General features: G+C 47.0%; 19 protein-coding genes. 2 read left to right on the top strand and 17 right to left on the bottom strand.

Annotation, left to right across the window (positions count from 1 at the left end; translation table 11 throughout):
* Positions 1 to 69 precede the first annotated feature (69 nt).
* A complete protein-coding gene (locus tag BN2425_RS20470) occupies positions 70 to 318 on the top strand; it encodes an outer membrane protein assembly factor BamD (RefSeq protein WP_042463495.1) in 249 nt (82 codons plus the stop codon).
* Positions 319 to 343: 25 nt separating this feature from the next.
* Positions 344 to 511 (top strand): CsbD family protein, encoded by a 168-nt coding sequence (locus tag BN2425_RS20475; protein WP_042463498.1) that lies wholly within the window; start codon positions 344 to 346, stop codon positions 509 to 511.
* An 86-nt stretch (positions 512 to 597) separates the two neighbouring features.
* Here the strand turns inward: BN2425_RS20475 and modB are convergent, their stop codons facing one another.
* From modB to atpG, 17 genes are all read right to left on the bottom strand, one after another.
* A complete protein-coding gene (gene modB / locus BN2425_RS20480) occupies positions 598 to 1,254 on the bottom strand; it encodes a molybdate ABC transporter permease subunit (protein ID WP_042463502.1) in 657 nt (218 codons plus the stop codon).
* A 3-nt stretch (positions 1,255 to 1,257) separates the two neighbouring features.
* Positions 1,258 to 2,067 carry a molybdate ABC transporter substrate-binding protein gene (modA, locus tag BN2425_RS20485; RefSeq protein WP_042463503.1) on the bottom strand — a complete coding sequence of 270 codons (810 nt, stop codon included), beginning with the start codon at positions 2,065 to 2,067 and terminating at the stop codon, positions 1,258 to 1,260.
* Between the two features lie 678 nt (positions 2,068 to 2,745).
* A complete protein-coding gene (gene nuoN, locus BN2425_RS20490) occupies positions 2,746 to 4,260 on the bottom strand; it encodes an NADH-quinone oxidoreductase subunit NuoN (RefSeq protein ID WP_042463505.1) in 1,515 nt (504 codons plus the stop codon).
* 6 nt (positions 4,261 to 4,266) lie between these two features.
* The gene (locus BN2425_RS20495) at positions 4,267 to 5,772 is read right to left on the bottom strand and encodes an NADH-quinone oxidoreductase subunit M (RefSeq protein ID WP_042463508.1); all 1,506 of its coding nucleotides are present in this window, start codon (positions 5,770 to 5,772) and stop codon (positions 4,267 to 4,269) included.
* A complete protein-coding gene (gene nuoL / locus BN2425_RS20500; protein WP_042463511.1) occupies positions 5,769 to 7,637 on the bottom strand; it encodes an NADH-quinone oxidoreductase subunit L in 1,869 nt (622 codons plus the stop codon). Before nuoL ends, BN2425_RS20495 begins: the two co-directional genes overlap by 4 nt.
* A 112-nt stretch (positions 7,638 to 7,749) precedes the next feature.
* Entirely contained in the window at positions 7,750 to 8,064 is a 315-nt protein-coding gene (nuoK, locus tag BN2425_RS20505) for an NADH-quinone oxidoreductase subunit NuoK (protein ID WP_042463515.1), read from the bottom strand.
* Positions 8,061 to 8,579, bottom strand: coding sequence for an NADH-quinone oxidoreductase subunit J (locus BN2425_RS20510; RefSeq protein ID WP_042463518.1), 519 nt, complete (start codon positions 8,577 to 8,579; stop codon positions 8,061 to 8,063). Before BN2425_RS20510 ends, nuoK begins: the two co-directional genes overlap by 4 nt.
* Positions 8,576 to 8,995, bottom strand: a complete 420-nt coding sequence (gene nuoI, locus BN2425_RS20515; protein WP_042463522.1) for an NADH-quinone oxidoreductase subunit NuoI — start codon at positions 8,993 to 8,995, stop codon at positions 8,576 to 8,578. The genes BN2425_RS20510 and nuoI overlap by 4 nt, the downstream gene beginning before the upstream one ends.
* Before the next feature lie 49 nt (positions 8,996 to 9,044).
* Positions 9,045 to 10,049 (bottom strand): NADH-quinone oxidoreductase subunit NuoH, encoded by a 1,005-nt coding sequence (gene nuoH, locus BN2425_RS20520; RefSeq protein ID WP_042463525.1) that lies wholly within the window; start codon positions 10,047 to 10,049, stop codon positions 9,045 to 9,047.
* Positions 10,049 to 11,149 carry an NADH-quinone oxidoreductase subunit D gene (locus BN2425_RS20525; protein ID WP_042463528.1) on the bottom strand — a complete coding sequence of 367 codons (1,101 nt, stop codon included), beginning with the start codon at positions 11,147 to 11,149 and terminating at the stop codon, positions 10,049 to 10,051. The genes nuoH and BN2425_RS20525 overlap by 1 nt, the downstream gene beginning before the upstream one ends.
* A gap of 3 nt (positions 11,150 to 11,152) precedes the next feature.
* A complete protein-coding gene (locus tag BN2425_RS20530; RefSeq protein WP_042463531.1) occupies positions 11,153 to 12,661 on the bottom strand; it encodes an NADH-quinone oxidoreductase subunit C in 1,509 nt (502 codons plus the stop codon).
* Between the two features lie 3 nt (positions 12,662 to 12,664).
* Entirely contained in the window at positions 12,665 to 13,177 is a 513-nt protein-coding gene (locus BN2425_RS20535; RefSeq protein ID WP_042463534.1) for a NuoB/complex I 20 kDa subunit family protein, read from the bottom strand.
* Positions 13,168 to 13,542: an NADH-quinone oxidoreductase subunit A gene (locus tag BN2425_RS20540; protein WP_042463537.1), complete on the bottom strand. Its 375-nt coding sequence runs from the start codon at positions 13,540 to 13,542 to the stop codon at positions 13,168 to 13,170. Before BN2425_RS20540 ends, BN2425_RS20535 begins: the two co-directional genes overlap by 10 nt.
* Before the next feature lie 544 nt (positions 13,543 to 14,086).
* On the bottom strand, positions 14,087 to 14,275 hold the full coding sequence (locus BN2425_RS20545) for a hypothetical protein (RefSeq protein ID WP_154663573.1): 189 nt from the start codon (positions 14,273 to 14,275) through the stop codon (positions 14,087 to 14,089).
* Positions 14,276 to 14,987: 712 nt separating this feature from the next.
* The gene (locus BN2425_RS20550) at positions 14,988 to 15,392 is read right to left on the bottom strand and encodes a F0F1 ATP synthase subunit epsilon (protein WP_042463542.1); all 405 of its coding nucleotides are present in this window, start codon (positions 15,390 to 15,392) and stop codon (positions 14,988 to 14,990) included.
* Positions 15,393 to 15,412: 20 nt separating this feature from the next.
* Positions 15,413 to 16,834 (bottom strand): F0F1 ATP synthase subunit beta, encoded by a 1,422-nt coding sequence (gene atpD, locus BN2425_RS20555; RefSeq protein ID WP_042463545.1) that lies wholly within the window; start codon positions 16,832 to 16,834, stop codon positions 15,413 to 15,415.
* 181 nt (positions 16,835 to 17,015) lie between these two features.
* Positions 17,016 to 17,873, bottom strand: a complete 858-nt coding sequence (gene atpG, locus BN2425_RS20560) for an ATP synthase F1 subunit gamma (RefSeq protein WP_042463547.1) — start codon at positions 17,871 to 17,873, stop codon at positions 17,016 to 17,018.
* Positions 17,874 to 17,893 lie beyond the last annotated feature (20 nt).

Consider the following 17,893-nt stretch of genomic DNA (forward strand, 5'->3'; position numbering starts at 1 on the left):
AGAAAAAAGGTTTCAATTTCAACTTTTTCGGGAATATACTGACCAACTCGTAAACAAGGAGGAGATGAAATGAATAAGAAAACCTTTTTAATAAGTGGTATGGCGGCACTGCTTACGTTTGGCGGGTTAGCCGGCTGCGGCGATGGCGTCGACCAGGATAATGGTATGAGTGACGGCGCTCAGAAGGATGCAATTGATAGCGACACAAAGAAGGAAGCCAGTGAACTTTATTCGGAAGCTAAGCAAAATTTGCAAGATATCAAACAGAATGTCGAAGAGGCCATTAAGGACGAGGCCGCCAAGAAAAATGAAAACTAATCAATCATATGAGGAGGAGTTCTACATGAATAAAGACCGAGTGAAAGGAAGTTTTGATCAAGTGAAAGGCGAGGCCAAAGAACAATGGGGTAAATTAACAGATGACCCCAAAACGGAAAAGGAAGGAAAACTGGATCAAGCGAAAGGGAAAGTCAAAGAAGGTATCGGAAAAGTGAAGGAGAAATTTTCATAACCTTAAGAGGGTTTTCGGAATGAATCACCCGAAACGGACAGCATTTGTGCTGTCCGTTTTTGGGTAAACACAATAATTTTATATCACTAATATTTAATAAAATGTACGCCTATTAACATTAAAAAGGAAATCACGATTATCGTTGCTACCCACAACCAAGCTAATTCCATATTACCCGAATCAAGCGCTACATAAATAGCTGTTGGAATCGTTTGCGTTCTTCCTGGGATGTTCCCTGCGAACATGAAAGTAGCACCGAATTCCCCTAATGCTCTCGCGAAACTCAATATAGCACCGGCAATGATTGATTTTAGTGCAAGCGGAATCGAAATATGTATCAATAAACGGAATTCATTCGCTCCATCCACACGGGCTGCATCCTCAATATCGTGATCGACCCCTTCAAATCCTGTCCTAGCAGATTGATACATCAGAGGAAAAGCGACGACCGTTGAAGCCATCACAGCAGCCCACCACGTAAACATGACCGGCTGGTGGAACATCCACTCGATCCATTGCCCCGCCGGACTATTACGTCCAAAACAGATAATTAACAAGAATCCAACCACTGTGGGAGGTAAGACTAATGGTAAAAGAAAGATCGTATCAATGACTATTTTTCCTTTAAAGTTTCTATGAGCCATTAGTTTTCCAAAAAACAGTCCTAAAATGATGACAGATAGGGCTGCTACAGATGCAATCTCAATTGATAATCTAACAGGTGTCCAAAAGCTGTTTGTCATTTCTTATAAACCCCTAAATCCATACTTCTCTAAAATTTTCATTGATTGTTCATTTTGTAGATAATCATAGAATAATTGAGCTTCATCAAGATGTGGACTCTCCTTGATGACCCCAAGCGGATAAATGATTGGGTCATGTGTATCATCCTTCGCGGCAGCAACCATTTCCACTTTTTTTGATGTCTTGGCATCTGTCCTATAAACGATACCTGCATCCACATTATTTGTCTCCACATATGTCAGCACTTGGCGAACATCCTTGGCATAGACCACTTTTCCTTCAATCGCTTTCCAGACGTTTACCTGTTCTAGTGTTTGCTTGCCATATTGTCCTGCTGGGACGGACTCAGGCGTGCCCAGGGCTACCTTATCAGCCTTTGTCAGGTCCTCGAATGTCTTGATCTCTTTATTTGAGTCTTTTGGTACTACCAGCACAAGATCATTTCCTACCAAATTCATACTCTTTTTCTTTTCAATCAGTCCGTCCTGTACTAATTTTTGAAATTTGTCCTCTGCTGCTGAGAAAAAAAGGTCCACCGGTGCTCCCTGGGAAATTTGTTGTTGCAGTGCCCCTGAAGCTCCAAAGTTAAAACTTATGGTGATATTTGGATGTTTTTTTTCAAAATTCGCTTTAATATCCGTCAAAGCATTCTGCAAGCTAGCTGCAGCCGAAACGGTCAGCTCCACCTTGGTTTGCGTAGATTCTTGTTTTTGCTGACCCTCTGTTTCCGTATTCTGTGCATTATTGGAGCATCCAGAAGTAACCAGCAACAGAACCAGGATGGAGAAAAATAAAAAGGATAATTTTTTCATGAATCTAGCTCCTCAATTACCATTTATAATTGGTTATCATCCATTATAACTAATTATTATAAGTTGGACTATAAATGTATGACGGGATACTGGGGAATACATTGTTCCTTACATAAAGAGGAAAGTAGCGGATGTAGGTCTGGGAATTGAAAAGCGGCGGAAATATTGCTATATAGGTCATCAACACTATTTTTCCAACACAGAATCTTGTGTAAATGAATGCGGTATACCCGTTTACCCTTGCTGCCCGCCGCGACCATTTGGATTCTAATTTATTTCCCGCATACCAATCTAAAGATTATTTTTACATTCCTAGATCATCAAACGTAGTGTTAGCAGATTGGTCTATTATTAGCGACCGATCTCTCGAGAAAGACGCGATATCAGTAGCTAATAGCCTTTATTAACGACCGAACTCTCGGAAATATCACTAGATCAGTAGCTAATAGCCTTTGCGCGAAAAACTCAAGGCCGGCCGATACCGTGACAAACGAAAAAGAAGAGGTCCCCCAACCTCTTCTTTTTTCTATAAAACCCCTTATGTTTAACCGTACCCGGTGCCATGGTCCGTTCGTAAAATCAAGGCACTGGGTTATTATTCATTATGGGCTGGCTGCTTTCCCCCCTGAAAACAGCCAGCATTTCCCCTTAATACGTGCTTTCCCCCAAAAGTTCGTATTATTGTCCAAAGAAATCGTTCAGGATGTCGAGATGGTTGTTCATAAAGTCGAGCGCCAGGTTTGGCATGAGGCCAAACAGGATCGACCCTGCGACCGCCACAATCAAGACAATGATGATTCCAAATGGAAGGTTGAACTTGCTTTCATCCTCCGCCGGACGGAAGAACATTTGCGTCATTACGCCGAAATAGTAGAAATACGACACGACCGTTGTCGCAATCATTACGGACGCTAGCACATAATGCGGATCCCCGGCAAAGGCGCCGGCAAAAATGTTTAATTTCCCAATAAAACCGGCTGTTCCCGGGAAGCCTGCTAACGAGATTAGCAAAATCCCCATTGCCACGGCCAAAACCGGCGAGCGGCGGTACAGCCCGGCAAAATCAGCAATCTTGGTTGAACCTGATTTTTCCGATACCACCTGGATGACGGCAAACGCGCCAAGGTTCATCAACAGGTAAGCAAGCAGGTAAAACCAGATAGAATAAAACATATTAGCTGATAGTGATGTAACAGCCACTAACAGGTATCCGGCGTGCGCGATACTAGAATAAGCGAACATCCGCTTGATGTCGGATTGCTTCAACGCAACGACGTTACCGATAATCATCGTTGCCCCAGCAATTACCGCAATATAATCCTGCATATTCATGATAATTGGCATCGAGTTCGGGCCATTGGAAGCCGCTGCGCCAAATACCGTTAACAATACCCGGATGACAATCACGAAACCAGCTGTTTTTGAAACGACACTCAAAAATGCCGTAACCGGTGTCGGTGCGCCTTGGTAGACGTCCGGTGCCCACATATGGAATGGAGCCGCTGAAATTTTAAACGCTAACCCTACAAAAATCATTAAAAATGCCAAACCAAGCAAATAGGCCTGCTGACCGTCAGCTAACATCGACAGCTTAGAAGCAATCTCAATCAAGTCGGTGGAACCAGCAATACCGTACACATAACTCATACCAAACAGAGCAATGGCTGAAGAAATTCCACCACTGATGACGTACTTCATCGCGGCTTCATTTGACTTCGAGTCGAACTTGCGCATGCCCGCTAGAATATAAGATGGAATCGACAACAATTCGAGGCCGACATAAAGCGTAATTAGGTCGCCGCTCGATGTCATCACCATCGCACCGAGTAAGGCGGATAGGAAGATATAATAAAATTCTGCTTCATATCTTTCCAGTCCGGCCTTTGTTTCATAGCTGGTAGCTAAAAACATCACCAGTGCAGCGCCGACAAGCAGCAGTGATTTAAACGCGATTGCAAAGCTATCGACGCGGAACGTATTGTCCAAAATCGTCCGGACTGGACCGCCTGCCATATTGAGCGTGAAAATCAACGCCGCAAGGATGGCCGCAATGCCGATCCAGCCGAGAATTTTTCGGCTTAACGTTTTTGGCATGAATAAGTCTAGTAAAATCAGAATGGCAATGACACCCAGGATGATGAACTCCGGCGTTAAAATGCTCCAGTTGATTGATTGAAATGTATCAGCACTCATCCTTCATCACCCTCCTAACCCAAGCATGATAGTCTCAAGTGTGGCTTGAAGCGGCGCGCTTAGGACACTTGGGTAAACACCAATTAATACAATCAAGAACGTTAACACTACAACCGGGATGAACTCTACCCCTCGTAAGTCCATGATCCCGGCAAACTCGCGGTGTGCCTGGCCAAAAGTCATGCCCAGCACGGCGCGCAACAGGTAAGCAGCCGTCAAGATAATGCCCAGCGTTCCGACCGCGGCAACCCATGGCAGTTCATTGAACAAGCCGAGGAAGGCCATAAATTCGCTGACGAATCCGGACATGCCCGGAAGGCCAAGTGAGGCCATCGCTGCGGCCAACAAAAATCCTGCTGCAATCGGCATGCCTTTCGCGAGGCCGCCGAGGTTTTCGATGAGCGACGTGTCGGTCCGCTCGTACAGCACGCCCACCAAGAAGAACAGCAGCGCTGAAATCAAACCGTGAGAGATGACTTGGAAAATCGCCCCTTGGACACCGGCTTCATTCATGGCAGCCAAACCGATTAATACAATTCCCATGTGGGAAATCGATGAATACGCCAAGACCATTTTGAAGTCGGTTTGAATAAAGGCTAAAAACGCACCGTAAAGGAGATTGATAACTCCAAGAATCGCCAGGAGCGTAGCCAATTTTTCAAACTGCTCTGGAAAAATTCCTAAGCCGAAGCGAATTAATCCATAGGCGCCAATTTTTAAAAGAATACCAGAGTGAATCATGACCACTGCCGGTGGTGCCTGAACGTGCACTTTCAACATCCAGCTGTGCAGCGGGAAGATCGGCAGCTTGACCCCAAAGGCGATTAATAAAGCAATGAACAAGCCGAGCTTGAGGTCGCCTGATAATGGTGCGCTTGGGTCGGCCATGATACTTTTTAAGATTTCAATATTGGTAGTGCCTGTTTTGGCAAACAAAATCATAATTACAATCAGCAGGACAGCTGAACCTAGTCCGTTGTAGATTAAGAAGCTGTAGGCTGCTTTTTCTTTTTCAAAATAACCCCACTTCCCAATCAGGAAGAACGTTGGAATCAAGGTAATCTCGAAGAATAAGAAAAATAGAATTAAGTTTTCAGCTGTAAACACGCCGAGCATGCCGGTTTCGAGCAGCAGGAACAGCATGTAGTAGCCTTTCCATTCCTTTTTTACATACTTGGAAGCAATCGCCGCCAGTGTGGCAACCACAGCAGTCAGAACCACGAGTATCAACTGAAAACCGCTCAAACCAAGCTCAAAGTTGACGGAAAAATACGGTTCGTCTGCGTTCATACCGCGGAATTGAATCCAGTCATGTGTTACGGCGAAATCCGCTAAATCCTTGCCCCACTTAAAGTGCAGGTAGGCCGCGAGTGCCAGCAATAACGATGGCAGGGTGGCCAGGAAGCCGACCAGCTTAATCGACTTTTCAGCAGTTTTTGGCATAAATGCCAGTACCACGATGCCTAACAGCGGGAATAATACAAGCAGCGTAAGCGCCCATCCTAAATTCATTGTAAATACCCCCCTGTTAACGCAAAGATGACAGTTAAGATGGCCAGACCGACAAAGGCAACGGCCGCATAGGTTTGCACCTGTCCGTTTTGCAGTTTGGAGCCTGTGGCACCAAGGCCTTGAACAAAGCCAACCACGCCTTTGACAATTCCTCCAACAAGGAAGACGTCAATGAATCTGAGAAAATAGCTGATGCCTTTGGTCACGGCGACCACGGTCATCTGATAAAATTCGTCCACATAATATTTGTTGTACAAAATCGTGTGCAAGGTGTCGCCTGAGCCGCTGAGCCAGTTGCGCGACACGCTTCTTTTGCCGTAAATCAACCATGCCAAGTAGATGCCGGCTAGAGAAACAACAGTGGCTGCAATCATAATCCAGATTGGCCCTTCCATATGACCATGGCCTAATTTCTCGTTGCCATCCACTAACCAATCACCCAGGAACGATCCGAACCATGGTGTGTTCACATAACCTGAGATGATGGCCAATACGCCAAGAACAAGCATTGGCAAGGTCATGCTTCCAGGCGATTCATGAACGTGGTTTTGGTTGCCGCGAGCCTCACCGGTAAAGACCATGAAGAACAGGCGGAACATGTAAAAGGCTGTCATAAACGCTGCAATCAGAGCGAGCACGAACAAAATCGGATGTCCGCCTTCCCATGCCGCAACTAAAATTTCGTCTTTACTGAAGAAACCTGATAATAATGGAACCCCGCTAATTGCCAGTGTACCGATTAGGAACAGCGGCGCGGTCCATTTTAATTTTTTCCAAAGGCCGCCCATTTCCTCGATGTTCTGCGTATGCACCGCATGAATCACGGAACCGGCTGCCAAGAATAGCAACGCCTTGAAAAACGCATGGGTCATCAGGTGGAACACACCAGCGACATAGCCAGCCGAGCCGAGCGCCAGCATCATGTAACCTAACTGGCTGACCGTTGAATAGGCCAGTACCCGTTTAATATCGGTTTGCACCAAGCCGATGCTCGCCGCAAAAATCGCGGTAAACGCGCCAATCGTGGCCACCGTCAACAGTGCGGTCTTGCTAGCCGCAAACAATGGAAACATAGTGGCAACCAAGTATACACCGGCAGCAACCATGGTAGCCGCGTGGATTAACGCCGACACTGGGGTCGGGCCTTCCATCGCATCCGGAAGCCAGGTGTGCAGCGGGAACTGACCAGATTTACCAACCGCCCCGATAAAGATCAGGATCGCTGTTAACGTAATCATTGTCTGGGAAATACCGCCGGCTTCAACAGCTGAAAAAATTTCACTATATTCAAATGATCCTGTTTTCCAGAATAGCAGAATCATACCAATGAACAGGCCGACGTCGCCGATTCGGGTCATGATAAACGCCTTTTTCGCCGCAGCCTTGGCCTCTTCTTTGTAAAAATAAAATCCGATTAACAGGAAGGAACCGAGACCAACCAGCTCCCAGAACATATAGGTTTGCAAAAGGTTTGGTGAAATGACCAATCCAAGCATGGCAAACGTAAATAACCCTAAATACGCGTAGAATACCGGAAACCGCCCGTCTCCATGCATATAGCCTTTGGAGTAGGTATGTACTAAAAAGCTCACGAGCGATACGATAAATAGCATTAATGCATTCAACTGATTGACTTCAAAGCCCGCAGTCAGCGACACATCTCCTATCTTGAGCCACTCAAACTTTTGAATGTAGGATGGCTCTGAAAAGCGCTCGAATAAAACTAAAATCGAGAAAACCAGCGATGCGAGCGTCATGAGGATTCCCACGTAGGCGCCCGCCTCCTTTAATCGCTTGCCAAATAGAAGAAGGATCACAAAAGAAACAAGCGGGAAAAGCGGTATGAGCCATGCATTTTCCATCATCTTTCCCCCTCCGTGCCAGACACAAGCCCGACTATCACGGGACATCTTTGGTGTTGGCACCATGGTTATGTTTCAATTTACTCGCTTAATATTTGTGCCGATACCGACAACTTTACTGTTTCATTTCGTCCATTTCGTCAATGTGGACGGTTTTCTTTCTTTGATAAAGTGCCATCAGAATGGCCAGTCCTACAGCCGCCTCGGCTGCGGCAACCGCCATGGCAAACAATGCAAACACTTGGCCATCAATCGAAGGCGCTGCCCCATACTTACTGAAGGTTACCAGATTAATATTGACGGCATTCAGCATCAATTCGATTGAAATCAACACGATGACCGTGTTACGCTTTGTCAGCGCACCGTACAGTCCGATGCAAAATAAAATCAATGCTAGTGCCAGAAAGGCTGAAGCAGGAATTGAACTCATTCTTCCTCCGCCCCCTTCTCTTCACGTTTGGCCATAATAATGGCGCCGATTAGAGCGACCAATAACAGCACCGATATAAATTCAAACGGAATCAGATATTTGCTGTAAATAGCTTTCCCGATTTGCATCGGATTGTTTTCATGCAGGGTCGTTGGCACCTGGTCGATTGGGAAGTTGTAAATGCCGATGTAAACGGCAAAACCGAAGCCAACCACGCCAAGGAATAAAAATGCCTTCCGCCACCTGCTTCCTTTTTCCTCACTCTCGTCGTACGGCCGTGTCAGCATGATGCCAAACAGCATGATGATCGTGATCGCCCCTGAGTAGATCAGAATTTGTACGGCGGCGACAAATTCAGCCGAGAGCAGCACGTATATTCCGGCAATGCTGATGAAAGTAAAGATCAGCGCGACGACCATATGAACAACCTTGTTCAGGTTGAGGAGCAGGACGCCGCCGATGATGGCCACCAGCGCCAAAATCATAAATGCGAGAAACTCGCCGGTAAAGGTCATGGTTTGTTCACCTGCCGTATGTTTTCGTCATTTTCATCTAAATATTCCAGGTTTTTAAATAACATATCACGGCTGTACTCTGCCAGTTCAAAGTTATTCGTCATCACAATCGCCTCGGTTGGGCAAACCTCGGTACATAAATCACAAAGGATACAAATCTCAAAGTTGATGTCGTAGGTATCGATGACTTTCCCTTTTTTCGTTGGGTCCGGATGTTTTTTCCCTGTTAACTGAATGCAATCCGTCGGGCAAATATTGGCACATTGATTGCAAACAATACATTTTTCCGGATAAAACTTCTGGATGCCGCGGAACCGGTCCGGCAGCGGCAGCGGTTCGTTCGGATAATCGTACGTAACCGGCTCCCGAGTCAGCTGCTTCAGGGTATACTTCAAACCTTTCGTTAATCCAAGCACGTCATTCACCCCTTTTAAAATAAATCTTCTAGATGGATAACACTCATTTTTAGAAAAATAACGATTTAATTAACGCTGTTAACATAATATTGGCAATCGCAATTGGCATCAGAATTTTCCAGGCAAATTCCATCAGTTTGTCGGCACGCATCCGCGGGAACGTGCTGCGGAACCAAAGATAGATAAACAGCACAACACAAAATTTGAGTGCGAACCAGACGGAACCTGGGATAAATCCTAAAAAGCCAAACAGTGGCAGCCAGCCGCCAAAGAACAGGACTGTGATTAATCCCGTCATGGCAAACAGATATACATACTCCGCAAGCATGAAAAATGCCCAGCGGAAACCAGTATATTCGGTATGATAACCAGCAACGAGTTCGGACTCTGATTCTGGCAAGTCAAACGGTGTCCGGCTTAACTCTGCAGTAGACGCAATCAGAAAAATGATAAATCCAATCGGCTGCAGCAGGATGAACCAGGCCTTTTCTTGCGCATGAACAATGTCATTTAAGTTCAAGCTTCCGGTTAACAGGATGACCCCTAGCACCGACATAACGAGCGGAATTTCATAGGATATCATCTGTGCGGTCGCCCTTGCTCCCCCGAGCAAGGAGTACTTGTTGTTAGACGCCCAGCCGCCCAGCAGGATCCCGAACACAGTCAATCCGGAAATCGCTACATAATAGAGCAGACCGACATTCAGGTCAGCAAATTGAAACTTGTCGGTAAACGGAATAACGGCCAGCACCATAAACGATGGCGCAAAGGCAATCACTGGTGCCAATATGAATAAGGGCTTATCCGCCACTTTCGGGATAATATCTTCTTTTAATAAAAGCTTTAATACGTCAGCAACGGTCTGTAGTAAGCCCCAGCGGCCGCCGACTTGGTTCGGGCCGATCCGGTTTTGCATGAAGCCCATAACCTTCCGCTCGGCCAGGATGGAGAATGTAACAAAGCCCAATACGACTAATAACAGAACGAGGCCGGTAATAAAGAAAAAGATAAATTGTCCCCAGCCTGGATTCGATTGCAGCAAATCTTGTACCATCAGCCATCCACCTCTCCAAGAACAATATCAATGGCTCCCAAAATAGTAACCATGTTGGCGATATTTTCACCTTTCAACAGCTTGGGAAGGATTTGCAGGTTGTAAAAAGATGGCCTTCTAAATTTCAACCGGTATGGCTCTTTTTTTCCATCGCTGTTGATATAACAGCCGATTTCGCCGCGCGGTGCTTCGATTCTGACAAAGGCTTCCCCTTTTGGTGCTTTAATGATTTTTGGCACCTTAGCTAAAATGGGCCCATCCTGCGGGAACTGCTCACAGGCCTGCTCGACAATTTTTAATGATTCGCCGATTTCGGCAAGCCGGACTTGGTAGCGTGCCCAGGCATCCCCAGTGTCGCGGGTCGGCACATCAAAGTCGAACCGGTCGTAAATCGAATACGGCTCATCTTTGCGCAAATCCCATTTGACACCAGTACAGCGCAGGTTCGTTCCGCTCAGCGAGTAGTTGAGGGCGTCTTCTTTTGTATATTTTCCAATCCCTTTTACCCGGTTCAGGAAGATTTCATTTCCGGTGACGAGGCTGTGATAGCCTTCGAGCTGCTTGCGCATATATGGGACGAATTCTTTTACTTTTTCAATCCAGCCTTCCGGCGCATCCCATTTGACGCCGCCAACGCGCATGTAGTTGTAGGTCAGCCGGCCGCCGGATAGTTCGTTCAATAGATTGATGATCATTTCCCGTTCACGGAACGCATAAATGAACGGTGAGGTCGCGCCAAGGTCAAGCAGATATGTACCCCACCATACCAGGTGGCTGGCAATCCGGTTTAGTTCCATGGCGAGGACGCGCAGGTATTCAGCACGTTCTGGGATCTGAATGTTCATCATCGTTTCGACTGCATGGCAGATCACATAGTTGTTGGTCATCGCCGACAGGTAATCCATCCGGTCCGTGTAAGGAATGATTTGCGTGTATTGCAGGTTTTCAGCAATTTTTTCCGTTCCGCGGTGCAAATATCCGATGACCGGTGTAGCTTCGGTAATGATTTCTCCGTCTAGTTTGACAACGAGCCGGAACACTCCGTGTGTACTAGGGTGCTGCGGGCCAACGTTGAGGACCATTTCTTCTGTTCTGATCACACTCTACACCTCCACATCATACGGCTCATAGTCTTTGCGCAGCGGATAACCGACCCACTCTTCGCCAAGGAAGATTCGGTGCAGGTTCGGGTGCCCGGTGAACCGGATGCCCAGCAAGTCGTAAGCCTCGCATTCCGGCCAATCGGCTCCTGCCCATAATGGCTGCAAGGATTCGATGACTGGATTGTCCCGGTCAATTTTCACTTTCACCGCAACGGACTGCCGATTTTTGTATGAGTATAAGTGAACATAGATTTCCATATGTGTTTCAAAGTCTGTTCCATGCAGCTCTGATAAATAGTCAAATCCCAGCAGCTCATTGTATTTTAAAAATTGAGCCAACTTAAAGTAGGATTCGCGCTTCACGACCAGTGTCGGAACATCCTTCGATAGTTTATTAATATAAGAGTCTTCCAAAACATCGGAACCCATGTTTTCTTCAATGACTTTCAGATACTTATCTAAATATGGCTGGTTTGGTGATGGTTTCGCCGGTTCAGCTGGTTCAGCTGCCGCACCTTTTGCGGCTCCGCCTGCCTTGGCCCGTGCTGCTGCTGCTGCGGCTGCTTTTGCTTTGGCTGCGGCGATGGCCTTGGCCTTTTCATCACCAGCGTCAGCTGTGTCTCCGCCTTCACGTGCGGCTTTCGCTGCGGCGGCTGCTTTGGCCTTGGCAGCTGCTGCGGCCTTGGCTTTGGCTGCTGCTGCGGCTTTCGCTTTAGCATCGTCGCCGGCTTCGGCTGTTGCGTCTGCTCCGCCATTTAGCTCCATGGCTTTCCGTTTTGCGGCTGCCGCGGCTTTCGCTTTGGCTACTGCGGCCGCTTTTTTCTTGGCAAGGTCATCCGCATCATCGGAAGCTGGTTCCTCTTCCACGATACCTTCGCGCTGCTTTTTCGCTAATGCGGCTGCTTTCGCTTTTGCTGCTGCGGCTGCTTTTTTCTTCGCCAGATCATCTGAATCGTCGGAAGCTGCTGGTTCACTCGCTGGTTCTTCATCCACGATGCCTTCACGCTGCTTCTTTGCTAACGCCGCCGCTTTTGCTTTCGCCGCTGCGGCTGCCTTTTTCTTCGCTAAATCATCTGAGTCGTTGGAGGCCGCCGGTTCACTCGCTGGCTCCTCGTCCACGATGCCTTCACGCTGTTTTTTTGCTAATGCGGCCGCTTTTGCTTTCGCTGCTGCCGCTGCCTTTTTCTTCGCTAGATCATCTGAATCGTCGGAGGCCGCCGGTTCGCTCGCTGGCTCCTCGTCCACGATGCCTTCACGCTGCTTTTTCGCTAATGCGGCCGCTTTTGCTTTCGCTGCTGCCGCTGCTTTTTTCTTCGCTAAGTCATCAGCATCAGAGGCCGATGCAGTTGATGCTGGGGGCTGCTCTTGCGGTTGGGCCGCTGGTGGCGCTGGCTCTTCCTGCTTTGGCGCTTCTCCCGCCTGCATGGCCTGCCGTTTTGCCTGCGCTGCTGCCTTTGCTTTGGCCGCCGCCTCCCGCTTTAGTTGTTCGAGATCTTTTTCCCCGCTCATGGACTAGATCACCTTCTTCCCCGTCTTCGCTTCGTATCGAATTTTTTCCTTAAGTTTGTTAATTCCATAGATTAAAGCGGCCGGGTTTGGAGGGCAGCCCGGGATATACACATCAACCGGTACAATTTGGTCGACCCCTTTAACAACAGAATAGGATTTAATGTACGGTCCGCCTGCTGTTGCACATGAACCCATGGCAATAACCCATTTCGGCTCTGGCATTTGGTCATAGATTCTTCGTAGCAGCGGTGCCATTTTCTTGGTCACGGTACCGGACACAATCATGCAGTCTGATTGCCGTGGTGACGGCCTGAAAAACGAGCCCATCCGGTCCAAGTCATAGTGGGCCGCACCGACGCCCATCATTTCAATTGCACAACAAGCCAGACCAAATGTGACGGGATAGATGGAACTGCTTCGCGCCCAACCCTTCACTTGCTCCAGCGTGGTTAGAAATACATTTCTCTTTAAGTCTTCGGCTTCCTGATTTGTGATTCCATCCAGATTTAAATCCATCGTAGCACCTTCTTTTTCCAGGCATAGACTAGGCCAATTAACAGTAAAATCACGAATATTACCATTTCTACTAGTGCAAAGATACCTAGTTTGTCATAGGCAACGGCCCATGGATATAAAAACACTGTTTCTACATCAAAAATTACAAACATTAGGGCAAAAATATAATAGCGGACATTGAACTGGACACGTGAATCGTGAAATGGCTCAACACCGCTCTCATATGTGGTATACTTCGCCTCACTAGGTTTAAAAGGACGCAGAAGCTTACCCAAAAATAGCGCCACCACCGGCAGCAAAATACCGAGACATAGGAACACAAAAACTATCAGATAATTATTCTGATATATATTTAAAAGTTCCATGTCTATCCCCTCCAATGTTGAATATTTTCATATTTCATACTAGTGAATATTGTAACCGAATTCATTATAGCATTGTTACAAACTTGTGTCGACAAACGTGCGGCATTAAAAATGGAAAAATATTTGGGGTTAGAAATTGGACTACAATACTTTTAAAAATTTAGTCGAATTGACCTAGATTTTGGTTTTTAATATTATTTTTCATCGAATCGGCCTCCCGTGCTAGGCTTGTTAGCAGGACTGCCTACAACTATCCTATTCTAGGGACTGGTTTTCATGCGGATTTTAGAAAAATCACAGATTGCATAGGCAGATGCGGTCTGATTTTCTATTTTAATGCGCTGTTCGGTCATGCCGGTGCCTGTGTTGGTTCTTAAGTGAAGTTCTATAAATAAGGGGGCCTGGCTGGCTCATTGTTTCTGTTACTGTGTTCTGTATTGAGGCTTTTTCCCTTTCCATTTTGTTCTTTTAAGAGATCTTTTTTGATATACCCGCACTTCTGATCCTTTTACCGGCATAGTTCACAATTTTACCGGCACCTTTTTCAGTTTACCGGCGTTTTGCCATCTCCTATCAACCATACTTCCCAGTTTACCGGCACTTCCCCTTTGTACCCAATAAAAATGCCAGGCTGGGGCCTGGCTAGCTCATTGTTTCTGATAAAGTGTTCTGTATCGAGGCTTTTTCCCTTTCCATTTTGTTCTTTTAAGAGAGCTTTTTTGATGTACGGCACTTCTGATCCTTTTACCGGCATAGTTCACAATTTTACCGGCACCTTTTTCAGTTTACCGGCGTTTTGCCATCTCCTATCAACCATACTTCCCAGTTTACCGGCACTTCCCCTTTGTACCCAATAAAAATGCCAGGCTGGGGCCTGGCTAGCTCATTGTTTCTGTTGTAGTGTTCTGTATCGAGGCTATTCCCCTTACCATTTTGTTCTTTTAAGAGAGCTTTTTTGATATACCGGCACTTCTGATCTGTTTACCGGCATAGTTCACAATTTTACCGGCACTTTTTCCAGTTTATCGGCGTTTTGCCATCTCCTATCAACCATACTTCCCAGTTTACCGGCACTTCCCCTTTGTACCCAATAAAAATGCCAGGCTGGGGCCTGGCTAGCTCATTGTTTCTGTTGTAGTGTTCTGTATCGAGGCTATTTCCCTTCCCATTTTGTTCTTTTAAGAGAGCTTTTTTGATATACCGGCACCTCTGATCTGTTTACCGGCATAGTTCACAATTTTACCGGCACCCTTTCCAGTTTACCGGCGGCATACCCTCCCCTATCAACCGTTCTCACTACATTACCGGCAGGCACCTAATCCCCTAAGAAGAGCATTGAAACAGGAGAACCGACCCCCTGTTTCAATGCGAGAACCATTAAAAAACCCCTCCAAGCCGCTAAACAAGAGCAGCCCAAAGGGGTTTGATTCATATTCTGTATCAAATTATCTTCTTTCCGCAACGGAAAGGCGGTTGATGGCGCGGCGTAGCGCTGACTCGGCACGGCGGAAATCATAGTGCTCAGCCTTCTGATCACGCAGACGCTGCTCGGCACGTTCCTTCGCTCTCATCGCGCGCTCAATATCGATATCCTCTGATTTCTCAGCGGCTTGAGCCAAGATCGTCACCTGTTCCGGACGAACCTCTAGAAAACCACCGCTAACAGCGATAATCTCATTCTTCCCGTCCTTCTTCAGGCGCACTGCCCCAATCTCCAGCGGAGCCACCAACGGGATATGGCCTGGCAAAATGCCCAGCTCCCCTGACTTCGCCTTGGTACTCACCATTTCCACTTCGTCATCGTACACCGGGCCATCGGGAGTAACAACACTGACTTTAATCGTCTTCATATTTTACCCTCCTGGCGGTATTAGACCTCTACACCCATACGTTTTGCAGCCTCAACCACATCTTCAATTGGGCCAACAAGACGGAAGGCATCCTCTGGAAGGTGGTCATATTTTCCTTCAAGGATTTCCTTAAAGCCGCGAACGGTTTCTTTAACCGGTACATACGAACCTGGCTGGCCAGTGAACTGCTCAGCCACGTGGAAGTTTTGCGATAAGAAGTTTTGAATCCGGCGCGCACGCGCAACGACTAACTTATCATCATCAGATAACTCGTCCATACCAAGGATGGCGATGATATCCTGTAACTCACGGTAACGCTGCAACGTTTCCTGCACTTGACGAGCCACATTGTAGTGCTCTTCGCCAACGATATCAGGGGACAACGCACGTGAAGTCGAAGCAAGTGGGTCCACCGCAGGGTAGATACCCATCTCAGAAAGCTTACGCTCAAGGTTTGTGGTAGCATCTAAGTGAGCGAAAGTCGTAGCCGGAGCCGGGTCAGTATAGTCATCGGCTGGTACGTAAATCGCTTGGATCGATGTAACAGAACCTTTATTAGTAGAAGTAATCCGCTCTTCCAATTTACCCATTTCAGTAGCAAGCGTTGGCTGATAACCTACGGCAGATGGCATACGGCCTAACAGCGCAGAAACCTCTGAACCAGCCTGAGTGAAACGGAAAATGTTGTCGATGAACAATAACACGTCCTGTCCTTGCTCATCACGGAAATATTCAGCCATGGTCAAACCAGTTAAGGCAACCCGCATCCGGGCACCTGGCGGCTCGTTCATCTGACCGAACACCATCGCGGTTTTCTTGATAACGCCTGAATCCGTCATCTCATGGTAAAGGTCGTTTCCTTCACGAGTACGCTCACCAACACCGGCGAATACCGAAATACCGCCGTGCTCTTGAGCGATGTTATTGATCAATTCCTGGATTAATACAGTTTTACCTACACCGGCACCACCAAATAGTCCGATCTTACCACCCTTGATGTAAGGAGCAAGCAAGTCTACTACTTTAATACCAGTTTCCAAAATTTCTACTTCAGTAGAAAGGTTTTCGAATGTTGGTGCTTCGCGGTGAATCGAATCACGGCGTGCACTTGCTGGAACATCCTCTTTCAAGTCAATGGCATCGCCAAGTACGTTAAATACACGGCCAAGCGTTGGCTCCCCAACTGGCACCGAAATTGGTGCACCTGTATCTTCTACTTCCACCCCGCGGGTTAAACCATCAGTGGAAGACATCGCGATGGTACGAACCGTATCATCACCTAAATGAAGGGCTACTTCAAGCGTTAAGTTGGTTGCAACTTCCCCTTGACTACGCGCTTCTGTTTTAATTCTCAATGCATTATAAATCTCAGGCAGCTGACCGTTTTCAAACTTAACGTCAACAACCGGACCCATAACCTGAACAACGCGTCCTTTGTTCATCGTTTTCCCTCCTAACAATGTTGCAAATCGTTTAACCGAACCAGTTTCTTTTTGAAAAACGAACCTTGTGTCGTGTTCGCCACCCGTTTTGGCGGCTTCTATCCAGAGTTTGCAGACGAAAAACAGGATACTAGGCGCTAAACTGGTCTCGAACACTGAACAAGGCAAGCTTTTTAAAAAATTATTCTAACGCCGCTGCACCGCCGACGATCTCCGTGATTTCCTGGGTAATCGCTGCCTGACGGGCGCGGTTGTAACTTAATGTGTAGTTACGGATTAATTCATGGGCATTATCGGTCGCGTTTCTCATCGCGGTCATCCTTGCAGCATGCTCACTAGCTTTGCTGTCGAGGAGTGCACCGTAGATTAAGCTTTCCGCGTATTGTGGCAGAAGCACATCGAGAATCTCTTCTGCTGACGGTTCAAACTCATAAGACATGAGCTTGTGGGACGTCGATAGTTCTGTCAGCGGGAGAAGCTTTTTCTCGGTCACAGCTTGAGAAATCGCACTTATATAATGGCTATAGTAAATATAGAGTTCATCAAAAGTTTCATCGGAAAACATTCCAACGGTAGCGCTGGTAATGTCTTTAATGTCCTGGAAGTTTGGCTGGTCGGAAACCCCGACGATGTCAAGGACGACATTGTAGCCGCGCTTCACAAAGAAGTCACGCCCTACCCGGCCGATGGCAATAATCGCAAATTCATCATTGGATTTATGATTTTTTTGGATTGCTTGGTGGACTCTGCGGATGACGTTACTGTTAAACGCACCGGCTAGTCCGCGGTCAGAGGTAATGACGACGTAGCCTGTCTTCTTGATCGGACGATGTTTCAGCATCGGATGGTTCACGCCGCCTGCGCCAATCGCGATCGACGCGGTGACTTCCTGGATTTTTTCCATGTACGGTACGAATGCTTTTGCATTCAACACGCCGCGGTTCCATTTAGCTGCGGAGGTCATCTCCATTGCCTTGGTAATTTGACTAGTTTTTTTCGTCGAAGTGATCCGATTTTTAATATCGCGTAAAGAAGCCATAGGTTCTCACCACCCTCATT

It is taken from the genome of Neobacillus dielmonensis, from assembly GCF_000612665.1.
Taxonomy (GTDB): Bacteria; Bacillota; Bacilli; order Bacillales; family Cytobacillaceae; genus Neobacillus; species Neobacillus dielmonensis.